The sequence below is a fragment of the Terribacillus aidingensis genome, assembly GCF_900215625.1.
Lineage (GTDB): Bacteria > Bacillota > Bacilli > Bacillales > Amphibacillaceae > Terribacillus > Terribacillus aidingensis.
Map to the genome: position 1 here is coordinate 451363 of NZ_OBEK01000001.1, position 15418 is coordinate 466780.

15 protein-coding genes are annotated in these 15418 nt (G+C 43.4%); 10 read left to right on the forward strand and 5 right to left on the reverse strand.

Features of this window, described 5'->3' with window-relative positions; translation table 11 throughout:
* Positions 1-5 precede the first annotated feature (5 nt).
* Positions 6-458 carry a MarR family winged helix-turn-helix transcriptional regulator gene (locus CRO17_RS02175; protein WP_097038824.1) on the reverse strand — a complete coding sequence of 151 codons (453 nt, stop codon included), beginning with the start codon at positions 456-458 and terminating at the stop codon, positions 6-8.
* A gap of 405 nt (positions 459-863) precedes the next feature.
* Entirely contained in the window at positions 864-2099 is a 1236-nt protein-coding gene (pepT, locus tag CRO17_RS02180; protein WP_097038826.1) for a peptidase T, read from the reverse strand.
* Between the two features lie 110 nt (positions 2100-2209).
* Here pepT and CRO17_RS02185 point away from each other — a divergent pair, with 110 nt between their 5' ends.
* The 4 genes from CRO17_RS02185 to CRO17_RS02200 all read left to right on the forward strand — a co-directional run bounded on the left by CRO17_RS02185 (position 2210) and on the right by CRO17_RS02200 (position 6164).
* The gene (locus tag CRO17_RS02185; RefSeq protein ID WP_097038827.1) at positions 2210-3310 is read left to right on the forward strand and encodes an NAD(P)/FAD-dependent oxidoreductase; all 1101 of its coding nucleotides are present in this window, start codon (positions 2210-2212) and stop codon (positions 3308-3310) included.
* A gap of 44 nt (positions 3311-3354) precedes the next feature.
* On the forward strand, positions 3355-4320 hold the full coding sequence (locus CRO17_RS02190; RefSeq protein WP_097038829.1) for an alpha/beta hydrolase: 966 nt from the start codon (positions 3355-3357) through the stop codon (positions 4318-4320).
* A gap of 96 nt (positions 4321-4416) precedes the next feature.
* Positions 4417-5667 carry an MDR family MFS transporter gene (locus CRO17_RS02195; RefSeq protein ID WP_097038831.1) on the forward strand — a complete coding sequence of 417 codons (1251 nt, stop codon included), beginning with the start codon at positions 4417-4419 and terminating at the stop codon, positions 5665-5667.
* Positions 5668-5807: 140 nt separating this feature from the next.
* The gene (locus tag CRO17_RS02200; RefSeq protein ID WP_143595979.1) at positions 5808-6164 is read left to right on the forward strand and encodes a hypothetical protein; all 357 of its coding nucleotides are present in this window, start codon (positions 5808-5810) and stop codon (positions 6162-6164) included.
* A gap of 59 nt (positions 6165-6223) precedes the next feature.
* On the opposite strand, the gene CRO17_RS02205 is transcribed toward CRO17_RS02200, so the two are convergent.
* Entirely contained in the window at positions 6224-7186 is a 963-nt protein-coding gene (locus CRO17_RS02205) for a cation diffusion facilitator family transporter (RefSeq protein ID WP_097038835.1), read from the reverse strand.
* Positions 7187-7204: 18 nt separating this feature from the next.
* Positions 7205-7513: an ArsR/SmtB family transcription factor gene (locus tag CRO17_RS02210; protein WP_097038837.1), complete on the reverse strand. Its 309-nt coding sequence runs from the start codon at positions 7511-7513 to the stop codon at positions 7205-7207.
* A 477-nt stretch (positions 7514-7990) separates the two neighbouring features.
* On the opposite strand from CRO17_RS02210, the gene CRO17_RS02215 reads away from it, so the two are divergent.
* The 3 genes from CRO17_RS02215 to CRO17_RS02225 all read left to right on the forward strand — a co-directional run bounded on the left by CRO17_RS02215 (position 7991) and on the right by CRO17_RS02225 (position 12157).
* Positions 7991-9580 carry a SulP family inorganic anion transporter gene (locus CRO17_RS02215; protein WP_097040037.1) on the forward strand — a complete coding sequence of 530 codons (1590 nt, stop codon included), beginning with the start codon at positions 7991-7993 and terminating at the stop codon, positions 9578-9580.
* 200 nt (positions 9581-9780) lie between these two features.
* Positions 9781-11640, forward strand: a complete 1860-nt coding sequence (locus tag CRO17_RS02220) for a S8 family peptidase (RefSeq protein WP_097038839.1) — start codon at positions 9781-9783, stop codon at positions 11638-11640.
* Positions 11641-11818: 178 nt separating this feature from the next.
* Positions 11819-12157 carry a GA-like domain-containing protein gene (locus CRO17_RS02225; protein WP_097038841.1) on the forward strand — a complete coding sequence of 113 codons (339 nt, stop codon included), beginning with the start codon at positions 11819-11821 and terminating at the stop codon, positions 12155-12157.
* Positions 12158-12321: 164 nt separating this feature from the next.
* Here CRO17_RS02225 and uvsE read toward each other — a convergent pair whose 3' ends face one another.
* Positions 12322-13278: a UV DNA damage repair endonuclease UvsE gene (gene uvsE / locus CRO17_RS02230; RefSeq protein ID WP_097038843.1), complete on the reverse strand. Its 957-nt coding sequence runs from the start codon at positions 13276-13278 to the stop codon at positions 12322-12324.
* A 192-nt stretch (positions 13279-13470) separates the two neighbouring features.
* On the opposite strand from uvsE, the gene CRO17_RS02235 reads away from it, so the two are divergent.
* From CRO17_RS02235 to CRO17_RS02245, 3 genes are all read left to right on the forward strand, one after another.
* Positions 13471-13983, forward strand: coding sequence for a DUF4178 domain-containing protein (locus CRO17_RS02235; protein WP_097038845.1), 513 nt, complete (start codon positions 13471-13473; stop codon positions 13981-13983).
* A gap of 23 nt (positions 13984-14006) precedes the next feature.
* A complete protein-coding gene (locus CRO17_RS02240; RefSeq protein ID WP_097038847.1) occupies positions 14007-14675 on the forward strand; it encodes a PspA/IM30 family protein in 669 nt (222 codons plus the stop codon).
* Positions 14676-14769: 94 nt separating this feature from the next.
* Complete coding sequence (locus CRO17_RS02245; RefSeq protein WP_097038849.1) at positions 14770-15414, forward strand: DUF4247 domain-containing protein; 645 nt, start codon at positions 14770-14772, stop codon at positions 15412-15414.
* Positions 15415-15418 lie beyond the last annotated feature (4 nt).

Below are 15418 nucleotides of genomic sequence, written 5' to 3' on the forward strand. Positions count from 1 at the left end.
TCCTTTTACTTGTCTGCTGAAGTGCCCTCAGCATGGAAGCCTAGTGTTTTAATTTGTTCAATAACTTGTGCTTTTTCTTTGTCATCCAGACCGGACAAAATACTATGAATCGCTTGTTCATGCTTCGGAAAGTAATCTGCCATAAAAGTATGTCCTTTTTCCGTTAGTGTGGCAAAGGTGATGCGTCTGTCATCTGGACATGGACGTCTTCTGATCATTTCCTTCTGGACAAGGCGATCTACCACATAGGAGATACTGCTGCTGGATAAAAGTACTTTACTGCCAATTTTCTGTATTGGCTGGTCGCCTTTGTGGAAAAGTAATTCTAAAACAGCAAATTCCGTTAAATTAATTCCTTGTTTCTTGATATCTTCTTCAATACGTTTCTTAATAGACTGAAGAGCCCTTGTCAAAACTACAAATAGCTTTAAAGATAAGCCTACGTTGTCAGTAGCCATAGTCGTCTCGCTTCCTTTATCTCGAATTCGAGATAATTATATAAAAGAATGTGCTTGTTGTCAATAAAGGGAAAGAGGGCATGGGACAAAACAAGATGAATACATCTTAAATGCAAACGATTAAAACATCTCTGCTTTTTTAATGCAGTCCTCCGACGGCTGCTGCTTTTCTACCTATCACTGACAATTGCTTCTGAAGAAAGACACCGACAAGAAAATCGCTTCTTATTTTCGAGGAGTCTTCATATTTTTCCTACACTAATGAAGGTTTCTCATAACACAAATCAGCGGAGTGTACTTCCGAAGCAATGCTTTCATCTCCTATGCAAAAAACAAACAATACTGCATTTAACGCAGTATTGTTTGTTTTTATATAGTTTAAAAAGTTTTGTTCCAGCCTCCATGTTAGTTTGCTTGTTCTTCAAACAGCTTTGCAATCTCAATGATAACATTTGTTGCTTTTTCCATATTATCAACAGAAATATATTCAAACTTTCCGTGGTAGTTCTCGCCTCCAGTGAAAACGTTTGGAGTAGGCAAACCTTTATACGAGATTTGGGATCCGTCGGTTGCTCCGCGAATTGGTTTGATGACCGGCGCAATGTCTAAGCGTTTCATCGCATCTGATGCAATATCGACTATTTCCATAACAGGTTCAATCTTCTCTCGCATGTTATAGTACTGATCGTGCATATCAAGTTCAATACTTTTTTCACCATACTCTGCTTGGATTTCTTTTGTGATTTCTTCGAATAAAGCTTTCTTCGTTTCAAACTTATCACGATCATGGTCGCGTAAAATATACTGCAATTTTGTTTGTTCCACATCTCCTTGGATGGAGAGTAAGTGGAAGAAGCCTTCGCGTCCTTCGGTGAATTCTGGTGCCTCATCTTCTGGGATTTTTCCGTTGAATTCCATGGCGATTTTCATGCTGTTCACCATTTTATTTTTAGCTGTGCCCGGATGCACATTGTTTCCGTTAAAGGTAACCTTTGCAGCCGCTCCGTTGAAGTTCTCATATTCTAATTCACCTAACGGACCGCCATCCATTGTGTAAGCATAAGTTGCCCCAAACGCGTCCACATCAAATTTGTGCGGGCCGCGGCCAATTTCCTCATCAGGTGTGAAAGCTACGCGAATTTTTCCGTGCTTGATTTCTGGGTGTTGGATCAAGTACTCCATTGCTGTCATGATTTCTGCAATTCCCGCCTTGTTATCCGCACCAAGAAGTGTTGTTCCATCTGTTGTCATCAGCGTGTGTCCTTTATAGCTTGGCAGTTCAGGAAAATCTGCGGCTGATAGGACAACATCCAGTTCTTTATTAAGGGTAATGTCGTTTCCATCGAAATTCTCAATTACTTGCGGATTTACATCCTTACCAGTGAAGTCCGTTGCTGTGTCCACATGGGCCATGAAGCCGATTACGGGTACGTCTTTTTCGGTTGTAGCTGGGAGTGTTGCCATGACGTAGCCGTTATCGTCAATTGTGACTTCCTCCATGCCAATTTGCTTTAGTTCTCCTACCAGCATATTCGCCAGTACAAGCTGACCGGGTGTGGAGGGAGTTGTTTCTATATCCTCATTAGATTGTGTATCCACTTTTGCGTATGTAGTAAGACGGTCGATCAATGTTTGCTTCATCATCTTCATCTCCTTTGGTTTATATTGCTAGTGTAGCACGAAAGGCATTCTCTGAAACAGCTGGCAGAACCGTGTATAATAGGTGGAAAAGATAAAGTGGGGGAAACGTCATGCGTATTGTAGTTGTTGGCGGCGGCATTGCCGGAGCGAGTACCGCCTACCATCTTGCACGATCAGGAGCAGAAGTGGTTCTAGTTGATTCCAAAGCGAAAGGGCAGGCAACAGCTGCCGGGGCAGGAATCATTTCCCCATGGCTGTCCAAACGAGTGCGGATCAAGGCCTATTACATACTGGCAAAAGCAGGAGCTATTTATTATCCAAAATTGCTGGAGATGCTGAAAGAAGATGGGCAAGCGGATGTCAGCTACAAGCAAGTCGGAGCGTTATATGTTAGTGCCAGTAAAAAACGCTTGGATGAATTAGAGAAGCTTGCATATAAACAACGATTGGAAACACCGGAAATCGGGGAAATAAAACGATTAGACCCAGAGGGAGCAAGAGAGAAATTCCCGCCGCTCCGAGAAGATATGACAGCTCTGTATCTGGAAGGTGCAGCACGAGTTGATGGACGGCAGCTGCTTCAAGCATTGCTTGCAGCAGGAGAGCGTCATGGTGTCCGCTATGTGCAAGGGCATGCAAGCTTGCTGCATGAAGGGACAGATAAAGTAACGGGTGTACGAATCAATGGAGAAACAATAACTGCAGATCGTGTTGTTGCAGCTGCCGGGGCTTGGATAAATCAATTTTTGGAGCCAGTTGGTGTTAAGCTGCCGATTGAACCGCAAAAAGGTCAGATTATGCATATGCATGTTGATGCTGACACAAGCGAATGGCCTGTTATCATGCCAAAGAGCAGCCATTATATGCTCGGATTTGATGGCGGAAAAGTAGTAGCCGGTGCCACGAGGGAAGTTCATTCAGGCTATGATACGAAACAAACAGCCGCCGGCATGCAAGAGGTACTCCGGGAAGCATTAAAAGTAGCACCTGGTCTTGCACAGGCAGAAGTAACCGAGTTTCGTGTCGGTCTTCGTCCGGCCGGACCGAACCCTTATCCAATCTTAGGATCTGTGAAAAAGGTGGCCGGACTGCATCTGGCAGCTGGATTTGGCCCAGCTGGACTTAATCTGGCGCCTTACGCTGGCAAGATGGTTGCAGCAGAAATACTAGGTAAACCAGATAATGTAGAGATAACGCCTTACTTATATTAAATGAAGCGGCAACAGTATTAAAACGAAGGGAGGGAAGAGATTGTATGCGGCGAAGAAAAAAGATATGGATTACCGGGATTGCTATAGCGGCAGTCGGTTTCTTAATTCTTATTGGCAGTCTCTTTTCCCCGGAGATAAGAGCTTTTATGGATGCGGATCAAAGTGATAAACAACCGGAAATACCTTATCCGGATAATGTGGCTGCGGTGAAAGATGTTGTCTATCCGACGGAGAACTACGATGGCCGTTTGGATTTTTATTATCCGAAAGATGCGGAAGGAACGCTGCCGATAGTTATTTATATTCATGGTGGCGGCTGGGTCGGCGGGGACAAAGCCTCACAAAATCCTTTCACAATGTGGATTGCCTCCAAAGGCTATCTCGTTGTTAATGTAAACTATGGATTGGCGCCTGAATATAACTTTCCAGCACAGCTGTATCAGTTAAATGATGCAATCAGCTTCGCGCTAAGGGAAGCCCCAAACTATCAAGGCGATACAAAGCAAATTTTTGTCGGCGGTGGTTCAGCAGGAGCGAACTTGGCTGGTATGGTGGCAGGTATGGCTACCAATCCGACGACGGAGTCAGTTATAGAGGAGAATTCCGCTCTGCAGCCGGATCAGCTGCAAGGAGTGCTGCTTTATAATGGGGTTTTGAATTTGGAGGAGGCGCAGCAGACAGGCTTCCATAATATGACGACATTCCTCTGGTCCTATACGGGTAATAAAGATTACATGCATGATCCAAGACTGCGTGATATGTCACCGGTTTACCAGATTAATCCAGATTATCCGCCGACGTTCATCTCATCCGGCGAGGTCGACAAACTGCACCCGCAAAGTGTAGAAATGGCAAGTAAATTAGAACAGGCAGGAGTGGAAGTAAACAGGATGTTCTTTGATAATTCCCATCCTGCCGCAGGTCACGAGTATCAGCGAAAATTATATTTGGAAGAAGCTCAATACAGTTTCGAGAAGATGATCGACTTTCTTGAAGCGCATTCGGAATAACCTCAGACCACGAGCTGAGGTTATTTTTTTTCTTCACTTGTGGAATTATCTGTAAGTTATCTATATAATTAGAAAATATAGAAAAGGGGGAATACAATGCGTTTTAGGGATTTCCATCCGAATATAAAAATACGACTTGGAGAATCATTCGTGTCCAGCTTAATCGGCAGTATGGTGATGCCGTTTATGACCATTTACTTAGCGATGCATTTCGGAGCAAAAGTGGCGGGTATTCTGCTGCTTGTTAATGTGTTTCTTGGCATTGGGATGTCTTTGTTAGGCGGGTACTTCAGCGACGTATTCGGACGGCGCAAAATCATGCTGCTGGCAGAGTCACTTCGCCTAGTGGCCTTTTTAACGATGATGCTGAGCAATTCACCATGGTTTGAATCACCAGCTATTACATACAGCATGATTATGCTGAACAGTTTGTGCTGGGGATTGGCCGGACCAGCTAACGATGCCATGCTGATAGATGTCAGTACACCTGATCAGCGCCGCTTAATTTATTCAATCGGCTACTGGGCTAGCAACTTATCGGTTGCATTAGGCGGTATTGCCGGTGCGTTTATGTTTGAGAACTATTTATTTGAATTATTCATGGCACTGTCAATCGCTGCTGCTGCGACATTATTCATTGTTTACTTTTTCATTTCAGAAACGCATTTCCCAGCGAAAGCCGAGATTAGACCGCTGCAGCATATCACGCAAATCTTTGGTACCTACCGAAATGTGATGCAGGATCGGCTGTTCGTGTGGTTTATAGCAGGAGGCATACTTGTTTTAAGTATGGAGTTTCAGCTGACAAGCTATATCGGCATTCGCCTGTCTGAAGAGATGCCGACGCAGCAGTTCCTGTTTTGGGAAGTAGATGGCGTTAAGATGATGGGCTTCTTGCGAAGTGAAAATACCATTCTTGTCGTCCTGCTGGCACTGTTTACTGCCAAATTGATTACAGGGATGAAAGATAGGTTCGTACTCGTTACGAGCTGCCTTGTATTTACAATGGGTTATGCAGCGCTTACGTTCTCGACAAATATTTGGGTGTTGTTCATTATGATGGCTGTGCTGACGGTGGGCGAGGTATTTCGGGTACCTGTTGAACAGTCTTATATGGCTGCCATTCCGCCGGATGATAAGCGCAGTGCCTATATGGCTTTTGGGGGATTGCAGTATAACCTAGCTATGCTGATTGTTTCCTTAACTGTAACACTGAGCGGTTACCTGTCTTCCGTTATCATGGGCATATTACTCACATTGATTGGTTTGTTTGGAACCTTTATCTTATTCGGAATTACACCTAACCTAGATAGAAGGAAACTGGAAGCTGAACAAAGAGCGGGTTGATGTCGGCAGGTACGTACACAATCAGACAAAAAGATACATGCATAATATAAAATAGAAAGGAGCAGAACGATAAGAGAGGGGTAGGCACATTGGTACCCGGCAAGAACAATAATCAAATCTCACGTGCGGAGCTGTTAGAAATGCAATTGAAAGTTCGGGAGGACTTTCAAGAGGAAATCGATGCTATCAAGGAGGATTTGGTTACGATTAATGAACGGCTGCTGCCAGTGGGGAAATGGCTGGAACACATCGAAAGTCATACAGCAAAAGTGGCCGAGACACTTGAAAAGCAAAGTGACGCGCAGAATCAGGTTATGGAGAAACTGTATGAGCAAGAGATGAAAATACAGGAGATACAATCGAATAACAGCTTTAAAAAAGAAAAGCTGCGCGTCAAAGGTGCTGTGTTGATAAGTGTCATTTCTTTATTTGGTGCTGGATCCGGCATTGGCATGGTAGTTGGCAAACGCCTGACAGAACTGTTATTCGGCAATTAGACAGACGTCCTGCTCCTTTCTGCAAGAACAAAAAGACGAGGAAAAAATCCTCGTCTTTTCTAATGAGCATGGGTATGCGAATGAGATTCTGCATCATGCTGACACATGAGAGATTCCTCGTGCGTGTGTGAAGCTGTTTCCATTTGGATGGTTACGTGTCCAATACCTAGATGCTCCAAATCATGCTCAATGTTTCGGAGCATATGCTGGCTTTCTTCGACTAGTAAATTACCTTGAACAACGGCATGGCAGGAAAGAGCATTCTGTCCGCTAGTGATGCTCCATACATGCAAGTCATGAATGGAAATAATACCAGGTGCCTTTTCCATACAATCAATGATTTTAGACATTTCCACGTTCCGTGGCGTGCCTTCCATTAACACGTGAATGGCATCCTTTGTAACGCGCCACCCGCTTGTGATAACGAGAGCAGCAACAATGACACTGGCAACTGGATCAGCCCAGCTCCACCCGAAAAGAAGTATCAGCAAACCGGCAGCGATTGCGCCTACTGAACCGAGCAAATCGCCTAGTACATGAAGGAAAGCTGCTCGGATATTCAAGTTCTCGCTTGTATCGCCGCGCATGAGGATCCAAGCAACGACTATATTTACAAGAAAACCAATTACAGCAATCGTCAGCATGCCGCCTGAAGCAATGTCAGCAGGTTCTTGAAACCGTTGAATCGCTTCATAAAAGATATATAGCGATACTAGTATCAACGTAACACCATTGAATAGTGCCGCTAAAATTTCAAATCGCTTATACCCGTATGTTTTGCTGTAATTCGCAACGCGCTCACCGAGTATGAAGGCAAACAAACCGACGCCTAGAGATACAGCGTCACTCAGCATATGGCCGGCATCGGACAGCAATGCAAGGCTGTTCGTTAGAAAGCCTCCAATTGCTTCCAGAAGCATGAACCCGGCTGTCAGGATAAAACTAATCAATAAAGCTTTTTTATTAGCATTGTTTCCGTGATGATGACCATGTGCATGATCGTGTGCATGTCCGTGTCCCATACATATTCCTCCGATAGATTAATTATGGCAAGCGTGATTAATAGCTTCTGTTAGTAAATCGATGACGTGCTTGTCATCATGTGAATAATAAATCGTTGTACCTTCCCGTCTGGACTTTACAAGACGGATTTTTTTCATCGTGCTTAGCTGATGCGAAACAGTAGATTGATGCAGTTCCAGTTTCTCTGCGATTTCATTGACGCTGTATTCTTGATCAAGAAGAAAATGCAAAATTCGAATTCTAGTCGGATCGCCAAGTGCTTTAAATATTTGTGAAACGTGTGTTAGTTGCGCTTCTGTCAATTCCGGCTCCGTATTATACTTCATGGACAGTCGCTCCTCTTATTTGCTTATATGCGTATATTAGCATATATGAATATTCTAAGCAAATTCTAATCTTATTCTTATATATAAATTTATTATTAAAACAGCAAGGAAATTAGGAGGAGGCCGCTTGGAAAAATAAACGTAAATGCACAGGCGGAAGGAGGTAGGAAGAAAGCACCGGAAATACAAAAAACCTACAATTATTTTACGAGAATTATACAATTACCTCTGTGCTGAAAGGATTCATGAAGCGCAGCTTCTATCAGAGCAGGAGGATAGTTCGCTTTAAAAAACTAAAGAAAATGCTGATCATTTATGAGAATAATAGAATCTATAGACAATGGTATGATATACAATTTTTTTATTTTCACGAATACTTGGTTTACCAGTTAAGTGAGAGGAGGCGGCAGTCAGCTTTTCTGCAATGTATGCCAACGGAAAGACAAGGTGACAACAAAAACGAAAGGCAGTGATGAAATGAAGAGACTTGGAAGATACAGCGGTTATAATCTGCAAGCGCTGCGGCGGGATATTATTGCCGGAATTGTCGTCGGTATCGTTGCTATTCCACTTGGCATGTCCTTCGCCATAGCATCAGGAGTCAACCCGGAATATGGTCTGTATACAGTCATTATCGGCGGTCTGCTTATTTCATTACTAGGCGGATCAAGGTTCCAGATTGGAGGGCCGACCGGAGCTTTTGTTCCGATTCTGCTGGGAGTTGTTATCCAATTTGGATATCAGGATCTTTTGCTGGCAGGCATGATGGCCGGAATGTTGCTCGTTTTATTCGGATTGCTGAAGCTCGGCAGTCTAATTAAGTTCATTCCGCGCCCTGTTGTTATTGGATTTACTGCAGGAATTGCTGTCATTATTTTCACAGGACAGATTGGGAATTTCACAGGTATCGAAGCAGAGCAGGAAGAGGGATTTGTGCAAAAGATGCAAGCTCTCACAGCAGCTGCAGACACGATTAATCTATATAGTTTAATTGTGGCAAGTGTATCATTAGCAGCAATACTGCTAACTCCGAGAATTCTCCCTAAAGTACCTGGAGCGCTAGTGGGACTAATTTTATCAACACTCGCAGCAGTCTTATTCTTTCCAGGAAATGTCGCGACGATTGGCAGTGTTTACGGAGATATACCAAGTCAGCTGCCACATTTGCAATTCCCGGCTGTTACATTGGACAAGATCATCTACTTGCTGCCATCAGCTATTGCAATTGCCTTATTAGGCGGAGTGGAATCACTTTTGTCGGCCACAGTAGCAGATAATATGGCTAAAACGAAGCATCACAGCAACCGGGAGCTCGTCGGTCAAGGTATAGCAAATATTGCTGTTCCGCTTTTTGGCGGTATTCCAGCAACAGGTGCAATTGCACGAACGGCAACGAATATTCGGAATAAAGCTTTCTCACCTGTATCAGGTGTCGTGCATTGTATTTTCGTATTGCTCATTTTGCTCCTGCTAGCACCTTATGCTTCTGCCATTCCTTTAGCCAGTATGGCACCGATTCTTATGGTAGTTGCATGGAATATGAGTGAACGGAAAGAGGTAATCCATATTATCCGCATGCGCACATTCGATTCGTTTATCCTCGCAGTTACCTTTGTGCTTACTGTTCTGGCTGATTTGACAGTTGGCGTCGGGTGCGGTTTGCTGTTAGCGTTTGTCGTTTTTGTCAAACGAATGAGTGCAGTCCTGTTTGTAAAAGATGAACAAATCCTCGTTAAAGAAACAGATGGTTTACGGATATGCCAGTTTGAAGGACCTTTGTTCTTTGGATCTACCGATATTTTAGAAAATGTGGTGGAAAAGGCGATGCACGAAGAACCAGATTCGCTTGTTCTTGATTTGCAGAAAGTCTCCTATATGGATACATCCGCCGAAGCTGCACTGCATAAACTTGTAGATCACTATAAAAAAGCCAGCAAACAGCTGTTGTTACTCGGTGTCCATGGACAGCCAGAGCGGCTGCTGAAAAAGACCGGATTACTCGCAAAGGTCGGAAAAGAACATACAGTAAATAAACGGGAGGAAGCTGTTCGCATATGTACTTCCTAACCCTAAAAACGAGCAGCTCTTTCTAGGAGAGAGTTGCTTTTTTTTGCAAAAGAGTGCTCATTTGTCGTCTTTTGTTATAAGAATCTAGTAGAAATTGTTTCTAGTAAAAATAATATGTACATATATAAACTTTGGTTAACCTTTGCCGCTATATGCCGATATAAAGAGCATGACTTTATTCGGGAAAGGGATTTTTATAAATGAAAAAGCCATTAGCGAAGCAATTGGCATTCGCTTCTTTATTAACATGTTCAATTTTATTGCTGCCGGTCGAAAATGCAGATGCCCAGGAACAAGCTCAAGTAATCGTTGTCTATGAAAACGAACAAGGAGAACAGGATGTTAAAAATAGCGGAGCCGTTGTAAAGGAGCAATATGACCAGCTTTCGGCTGCGACGGTTTCGGCAGATACGGACTCTATTGAGAAATTAAAGCGTGATCCAGATATTAAATTTGTGGAGAATGATGTTACATTCCGTATCGCAGAAAATGGAGAGACGCCATTTCAAGTAATAGAACAATGGAATCTTGCATCCATCCATGCTGCTTCTGCCTGGGAAACAGGTTTAACAGGAAAAGGTGTGAAAGTAGCAGTGATGGATAGCGGAATCTCTCCGCATCCTGAACTCGCAATTGCTGGGGGCTATGCAGCTGTTGATTATACAACTTCTTATGCAGATGATAAAGGTCATGGCACACACGTAGCCGGTATTATTGGTGCAAAGCATGACCAGCAGGGTATAGATGGAATTGCTCCAGATGCAGCATTATTTGCAGTCAAAGTTCTTGATGAGAAAGGCGAAGGAACACTCTCTGATTTATTAGAAGGAATTGATTGGGCAATCGCCAATGACATGGACATTGTTAACCTGAGTATAGGCTCTGCTGATACCAGGCAAGCCATGGAAGACGCAATGGAGAAAGCTTACCAAGCTGGTATTTTGCTAGTAAGTGCGAGTGGAAATGAAGGTGCTGGACATCCGGTCGAGTATCCTGCCGCTTATGATGCTGTAATTGGTGTATCTGCAACCGATGTGCATAACAACATTGCAGCTTTTTCCACCGTGGGCAGAGAGGTGGAATTTGCAGCTCCGGGGAAAGACATCGCCAGTACTTATCTTGATTCTGAGTATAAGCTGATGAGCGGCACATCGCAAGCTACATCCCATGTAACTGCTATGCTTGCTCTTCTGAAGCAGCAGTATCCGAGTGATACAAACGTACAGCTGCGGCAACGCTTGCGGCAGTACACCGCTGATCTGGGACAAGCAGGACGAGATCCGCTTTACGGCTACGGGTTCGTTCAATATCCGCAACCTGAATCTCAAGAAGTAAGGGAGCCTGATGAGGCAGAAATAGCAAAAGAACAAGATGCTGCTAAACAAGAAGTGCAGCATGATGCAATAGAGAATAGCGAGACAAATGAAGGGCAGAAAGAAGAGCAAAACGAAGAGGCAGAAGCAGCGTTACAGCAGCTAGTGAATGATCTCGGTATGACGGAGAAACAGTTAGCAGAATTATTCGCAAAGTATGATTTTGATTTGTACAGTTATCTGAAATTGGAAGCTATAAAAGACATAATCTATCAAGATGTGAATGGCGTATCTGTTCATTTCGTTTTGGAAGAAGCAGGCTTGCGTCAGGAGGAATTGGAAGAACTGCTGGCAGCTAACGATCAGACACTAGCTGACTTTACAAGTTTGCAAGAATTAAAGGATTATATTTCTTCCGAAACTGTTAAGCGTGATGAAAAAGCTGCAGCGCCTTTGTCGGAAGTGAAACAGGAAGAGGAAGAAAAAGAATCAAATACGATGCCAGCATCGGTTGAACCTAAGTTGAAGGCAGAACCAGTTACAACAAAAGAAACCCCTGAAAAAGAGGACGAAGAGATTGTGCTTTCCTATAATGCGGCTGAGCGTGACGAGTTAGAAGATAAAACAAAAGGTCAGCAATTGCCGGACACCGCTTCCTCTTTCGGTAATGTAATAGCTGCAGGGGTTGCTGCTGTTTCCGTCGGGGCGCTCCTTTATGTGGCCGGGAGAAGAAGAAACAAATATTGAGATTGTTAAGCTGCAGTGTATAAAATTGTCTTTTGCTGTGTGAATTCATGTTTCGAGCTGATAAATAGTAATAGAATTTTATGGAGAGGAATAACACACACCTAATGAATTTTTCAGCGAAGATTGTATACCTCGTTTCGTTGTTGCTGACCCTGGTCTTCTGCAACAGACACTGCTAGTGAAAGAAGCGAAGTACAAAGTCGGCCAGTCAGAAAAAAGTAAGACAAAAAAGAACGTGGACACTGCGCAAAAAGCTATTCATTCAGTGGCAAAAGGCAAAGACAGGACCAGCTTGCAAACGCGTCTTAACAAGGTGAAGCAATCACAGCTCCATGCAGCAAAAGCTGCCGTAAAGGCAGCAGAGAGGTCGCCCGCTGAGGAGAATCTTAAAAAAGCACAAAGTACCATAAACGAACTGCAAGCTGGAAAAGATAAAGATAGTTTGCAAAAGCGCTTGGAAAGGTTAAAGAAAAAAGCAGCAGATACAAAAAACTATCGGATGCAAAATACAAAGTGAAGAAGGCAGAGAAGGAGAGAACAAAGAAAGCGAAGCAAGCCGCCCAATCTGCAGTAAATAAAGTAAGTTCCTCTAAAGATAAGAAGACCTTACAGACAAGGATAAATAAAATAAAAGTAAGAAGATGAATAACAGGCATTCCGTCCTTGGAATGCCTGTTCGCTTTATATCTCCACCGTTGCTTCTCCGATTCGTTTTGCCCCGCGAATGCGGGAAACATCTTCAGCTAGCTGCAAGGCTGCTTTGTCTTTTTGCTTCGCCTCGATCATAAAATCTACATCCCGTCCGATTGCTTTCAATTGCTTAATCAATGGCATTAGAAATTCCACATCAACATAGTCGGCATGACTGCGGTACGCCTTCTCCGATTTAGGGGAAGAGGTATGGATTTTCGGCACATGCTTTCGATTTCTCCATGTATCCATGAAGCGAGGGAGAATCTCTTCTAACGGCTCCTCCTCTGTATGGTTCGCCATATAGTGATGAATATCAAACATCATCGGAACCTGATGTCTTTCACACACTTCCAATGTTTCGCTGGTCGTATAGGTTTTATCATCATTCTCCAATGTCATTTGAGCTTTTATTGGCTCTGGAAGCTGCTTAATATTATCATGGAACCGTTCCAATGCAAGCTCTTTATTGCCATATGCACCGCCGACATGAATATTAATATATGCTTCGTCTTCTAAACCCATCGCTGTCAGCATATTGTAATGATACTGCATATCCTTGACTGCATTTCGGGTGATATGGGGTTTATCACTGGTAAACAGGGTAAACTGATTCGGATGAAAGCTTGAGCGTATACCGTATTCCCGAACGAGCCGCCCAATCTCTTCATATAAGTCCGTGAAAGGTGAAATATAGTCCCACTCTACTTCTTCATGCGTTGCCAGTGGTGCCAGCGAGGAAGAGAAGCGGTAAAGTTTAATTTGATGGGCGATATTATAGTGAAGAATACGGATCGTTCGCTCTAGGTTTTCTCTCGTAATTGCATGCAGCAGAGCTGACCTTTCTTTTTTTTCCAGTTTGGACCAACGTGCATAGGTCATGGTTTTTGCTGGTGATGCTTCATATAAATTCAAGGCTGTTGATACGTAGCCGAAACGGATGTTCATACAACTTCTCCTTTGTGGCAATCTGATAGTATTTTCCCCTTCTTTCTGTCTTGGTAATCCTGTTTTTAGATAGCTAGTCCATGCAACTGGCTGTGCAGACCTGTATAATTAGAGAAGAACAAGAAAAAAGTTTGAAACTTTCTGTATCCTGATGCGTATAGAAGGTACAAGATATAAGGATGGTGAAAGGTTTTGGGTATTCTTTCCCGCTTATTTAAGAAAAAAGCTCCTGATCGTCCTGCTGTGAGAGAACGTAATGCGCTCTCCATTCAAGTGGGTGACATTGTTGAATATGATTTGGTCACCTACGAAGTAGTCGGTAAGATCACTTCCAGACAAGGGAACTATGAGTGGTTCGACTACCAGCTGGTGGAGGGAGACACGATATTATGGCTCTCTGCGGAAATGGATGATGAGCTGGAGCTGGGTATATACAAAAAAGTTCCGCTTTCCGTTTCAAAACCGTATCCGAAGGAGCTGACATACGAAGGCAGGAAATATTTCCTTGATGAACAAGGAGAAGCCAGAGTTGTCGGCGAAGGAAGAAGTCGGAATGTAAATGGTGCAACTGTCCATTTCGCGGATTATTATGATGAAGAGGAAGAGCATTTTCTTGGGCTTGAAGGCTGGGGAAGTGAGATTGAAGTTAGTTATGGTTACGAAATTAACACGCGTGAAATCAAAATCATTGCGGGTTCCAATTAAGACTACTAAAGGAGAGATTTTATATGTTTAAGTTTTTTAACAGAATGAAGACAGTTGTGAGTTCAGAATTGAATGCGATGTTAGATAAAGCGGAAGATCCGGTAAAAATGCTGGATCAATTTATGCGTGACATGGAAGCGGATATCCGGGAAGCAGAAACAGCAGTAGCGAAACAGATTGCTAACGAAAAAATGTTAAAACGAAAATATGATGATGCGAAGGCAATGGCTGATAAACGCCAGCAGCAAGCAGAGACAGCAATTGAAGCTGGTAATGATGACCTTGCGCGCCGTGCTCTAGAAGATAAAAAGACACATCAAGAAACAGCTGATACGCTTCATGCTTCTTGGGAACGTGCAGCAAGTGATGTAGCATCTATCCGTCAGAAACTGGATGAGATGAAGAAAGAATATGCTGAAATGAAGTTGAAGAAAGATTCCTTGAAAGCTCGAGCTGAATCTGCAAAAACACGTACGAAGATGAATCGCACAATGTCGGGTATCGGCAGTGATGAATCACGCGGCGGCTTTGAGCGCATGGAAGAAAAAGTGCTGCAGTATGAAGCAGAGGCAGAAACAAGTGAGGATATGTCTAAATCCAACCGTTCACTGGATGATGAATTCGCTGCATTGGATAAAGGCGGAGTGGACGATGAGCTTGCTGCTTTGAAAAAGAAAATGGGCAAAGAATAAGCAGCCAGCACGTTCGGCGGGCTGACCCTTGCTGATGCAAGGGTTTTCGTCTGTCGGCTTTACATATGGATTATAGGAGAAGGGAGGAGCCTTCATGAAATATTGGCTGGCGGGTGTTTGCTTACTATTTGTTCTTGTTTTGGCTGGATGTGGTGATTCGAATAATAACGACGCTGTTTCACTAAGTGACATTCCAGACGAGCCGGAAAAAGAAACTGTTACTTCAAAATTTGAAAACAGTGCTGGGGAATCGATTGAAACATTAATCGATAACAACTTCCACTTACTAGATGTCGTTTCTGGAGAAAGAAGCGGACATGCAAATGTTTACGCGACACGTCTGTATACAGTCGAAGAACTAATTGAGTTATTCAAACAGACAGAAGGGCCGGATGAAATCAGCGAGAAAAAGAATGGACAGCAAATTATCATTTATGATGATGTATTCATAACAGTGAAGCCGAGTGAAGAAGACAGCGATGTTACCTTAATTGAAGTGGCAGACAGGACATTTGTGCGTGAAAACTACTCCCCGAACTACTTGAATACTTTCTTTACATTTGCTTTGTTGAATTCTCTTTTCGGTAATAACTGGAGCCAGAGCAGAATGAATACATGTCAGAATGGCGGCTGTTATGGCGGTTATACATCATCATATCGTGGTAACGATGGCGGCTCAGGCGGTGTCAGTCGCGGCAACTCGAACTATCGCGGCGGCGGTCCGAGTGCGGGTAAATAAATAA

Coding starts and splice junctions, on each gene's coding strand:
- CRO17_RS02195 (WP_097038831.1), top strand. CDS start 4,417: ATGCGTTTTAGGGATTTCCATCCGAATATAAAAATACGACTTGGAGAA.
- CRO17_RS02220 (WP_097038839.1), top strand. CDS start 9,781: ATGAAAAAGCCATTAGCGAAGCAATTGGCATTCGCTTCTTTATTAACA.
- CRO17_RS02185 (WP_097038827.1), top strand. CDS start 2,210: ATGCGTATTGTAGTTGTTGGCGGCGGCATTGCCGGAGCGAGTACCGCC.
- CRO17_RS02210 (WP_097038837.1), bottom strand. CDS start 7,513: ATGAAGTATAATACGGAGCCGGAATTGACAGAAGCGCAACTAACACAC.
- uvsE (WP_097038843.1), bottom strand. CDS start 13,278: ATGAACATCCGTTTCGGCTACGTATCAACAGCCTTGAATTTATATGAA.
- CRO17_RS02240 (WP_097038847.1), top strand. CDS start 14,007: ATGTTTAAGTTTTTTAACAGAATGAAGACAGTTGTGAGTTCAGAATTG.
- CRO17_RS02190 (WP_097038829.1), top strand. CDS start 3,355: ATGCGGCGAAGAAAAAAGATATGGATTACCGGGATTGCTATAGCGGCA.
- pepT (WP_097038826.1), bottom strand. CDS start 2,099: ATGAAGCAAACATTGATCGACCGTCTTACTACATACGCAAAAGTGGAT.
- CRO17_RS02200 (WP_143595979.1), top strand. CDS start 5,808: ATGCAATTGAAAGTTCGGGAGGACTTTCAAGAGGAAATCGATGCTATC.
- CRO17_RS02205 (WP_097038835.1), bottom strand. CDS start 7,186: ATGGGACACGGACATGCACACGATCATGCACATGGTCATCATCACGGA.
- CRO17_RS02175 (WP_097038824.1), bottom strand. CDS start 458: ATGGCTACTGACAACGTAGGCTTATCTTTAAAGCTATTTGTAGTTTTG.
- CRO17_RS02245 (WP_097038849.1), top strand. CDS start 14,770: ATGAAATATTGGCTGGCGGGTGTTTGCTTACTATTTGTTCTTGTTTTG.
- CRO17_RS02215 (WP_097040037.1), top strand. CDS start 7,991: ATGAAGAGACTTGGAAGATACAGCGGTTATAATCTGCAAGCGCTGCGG.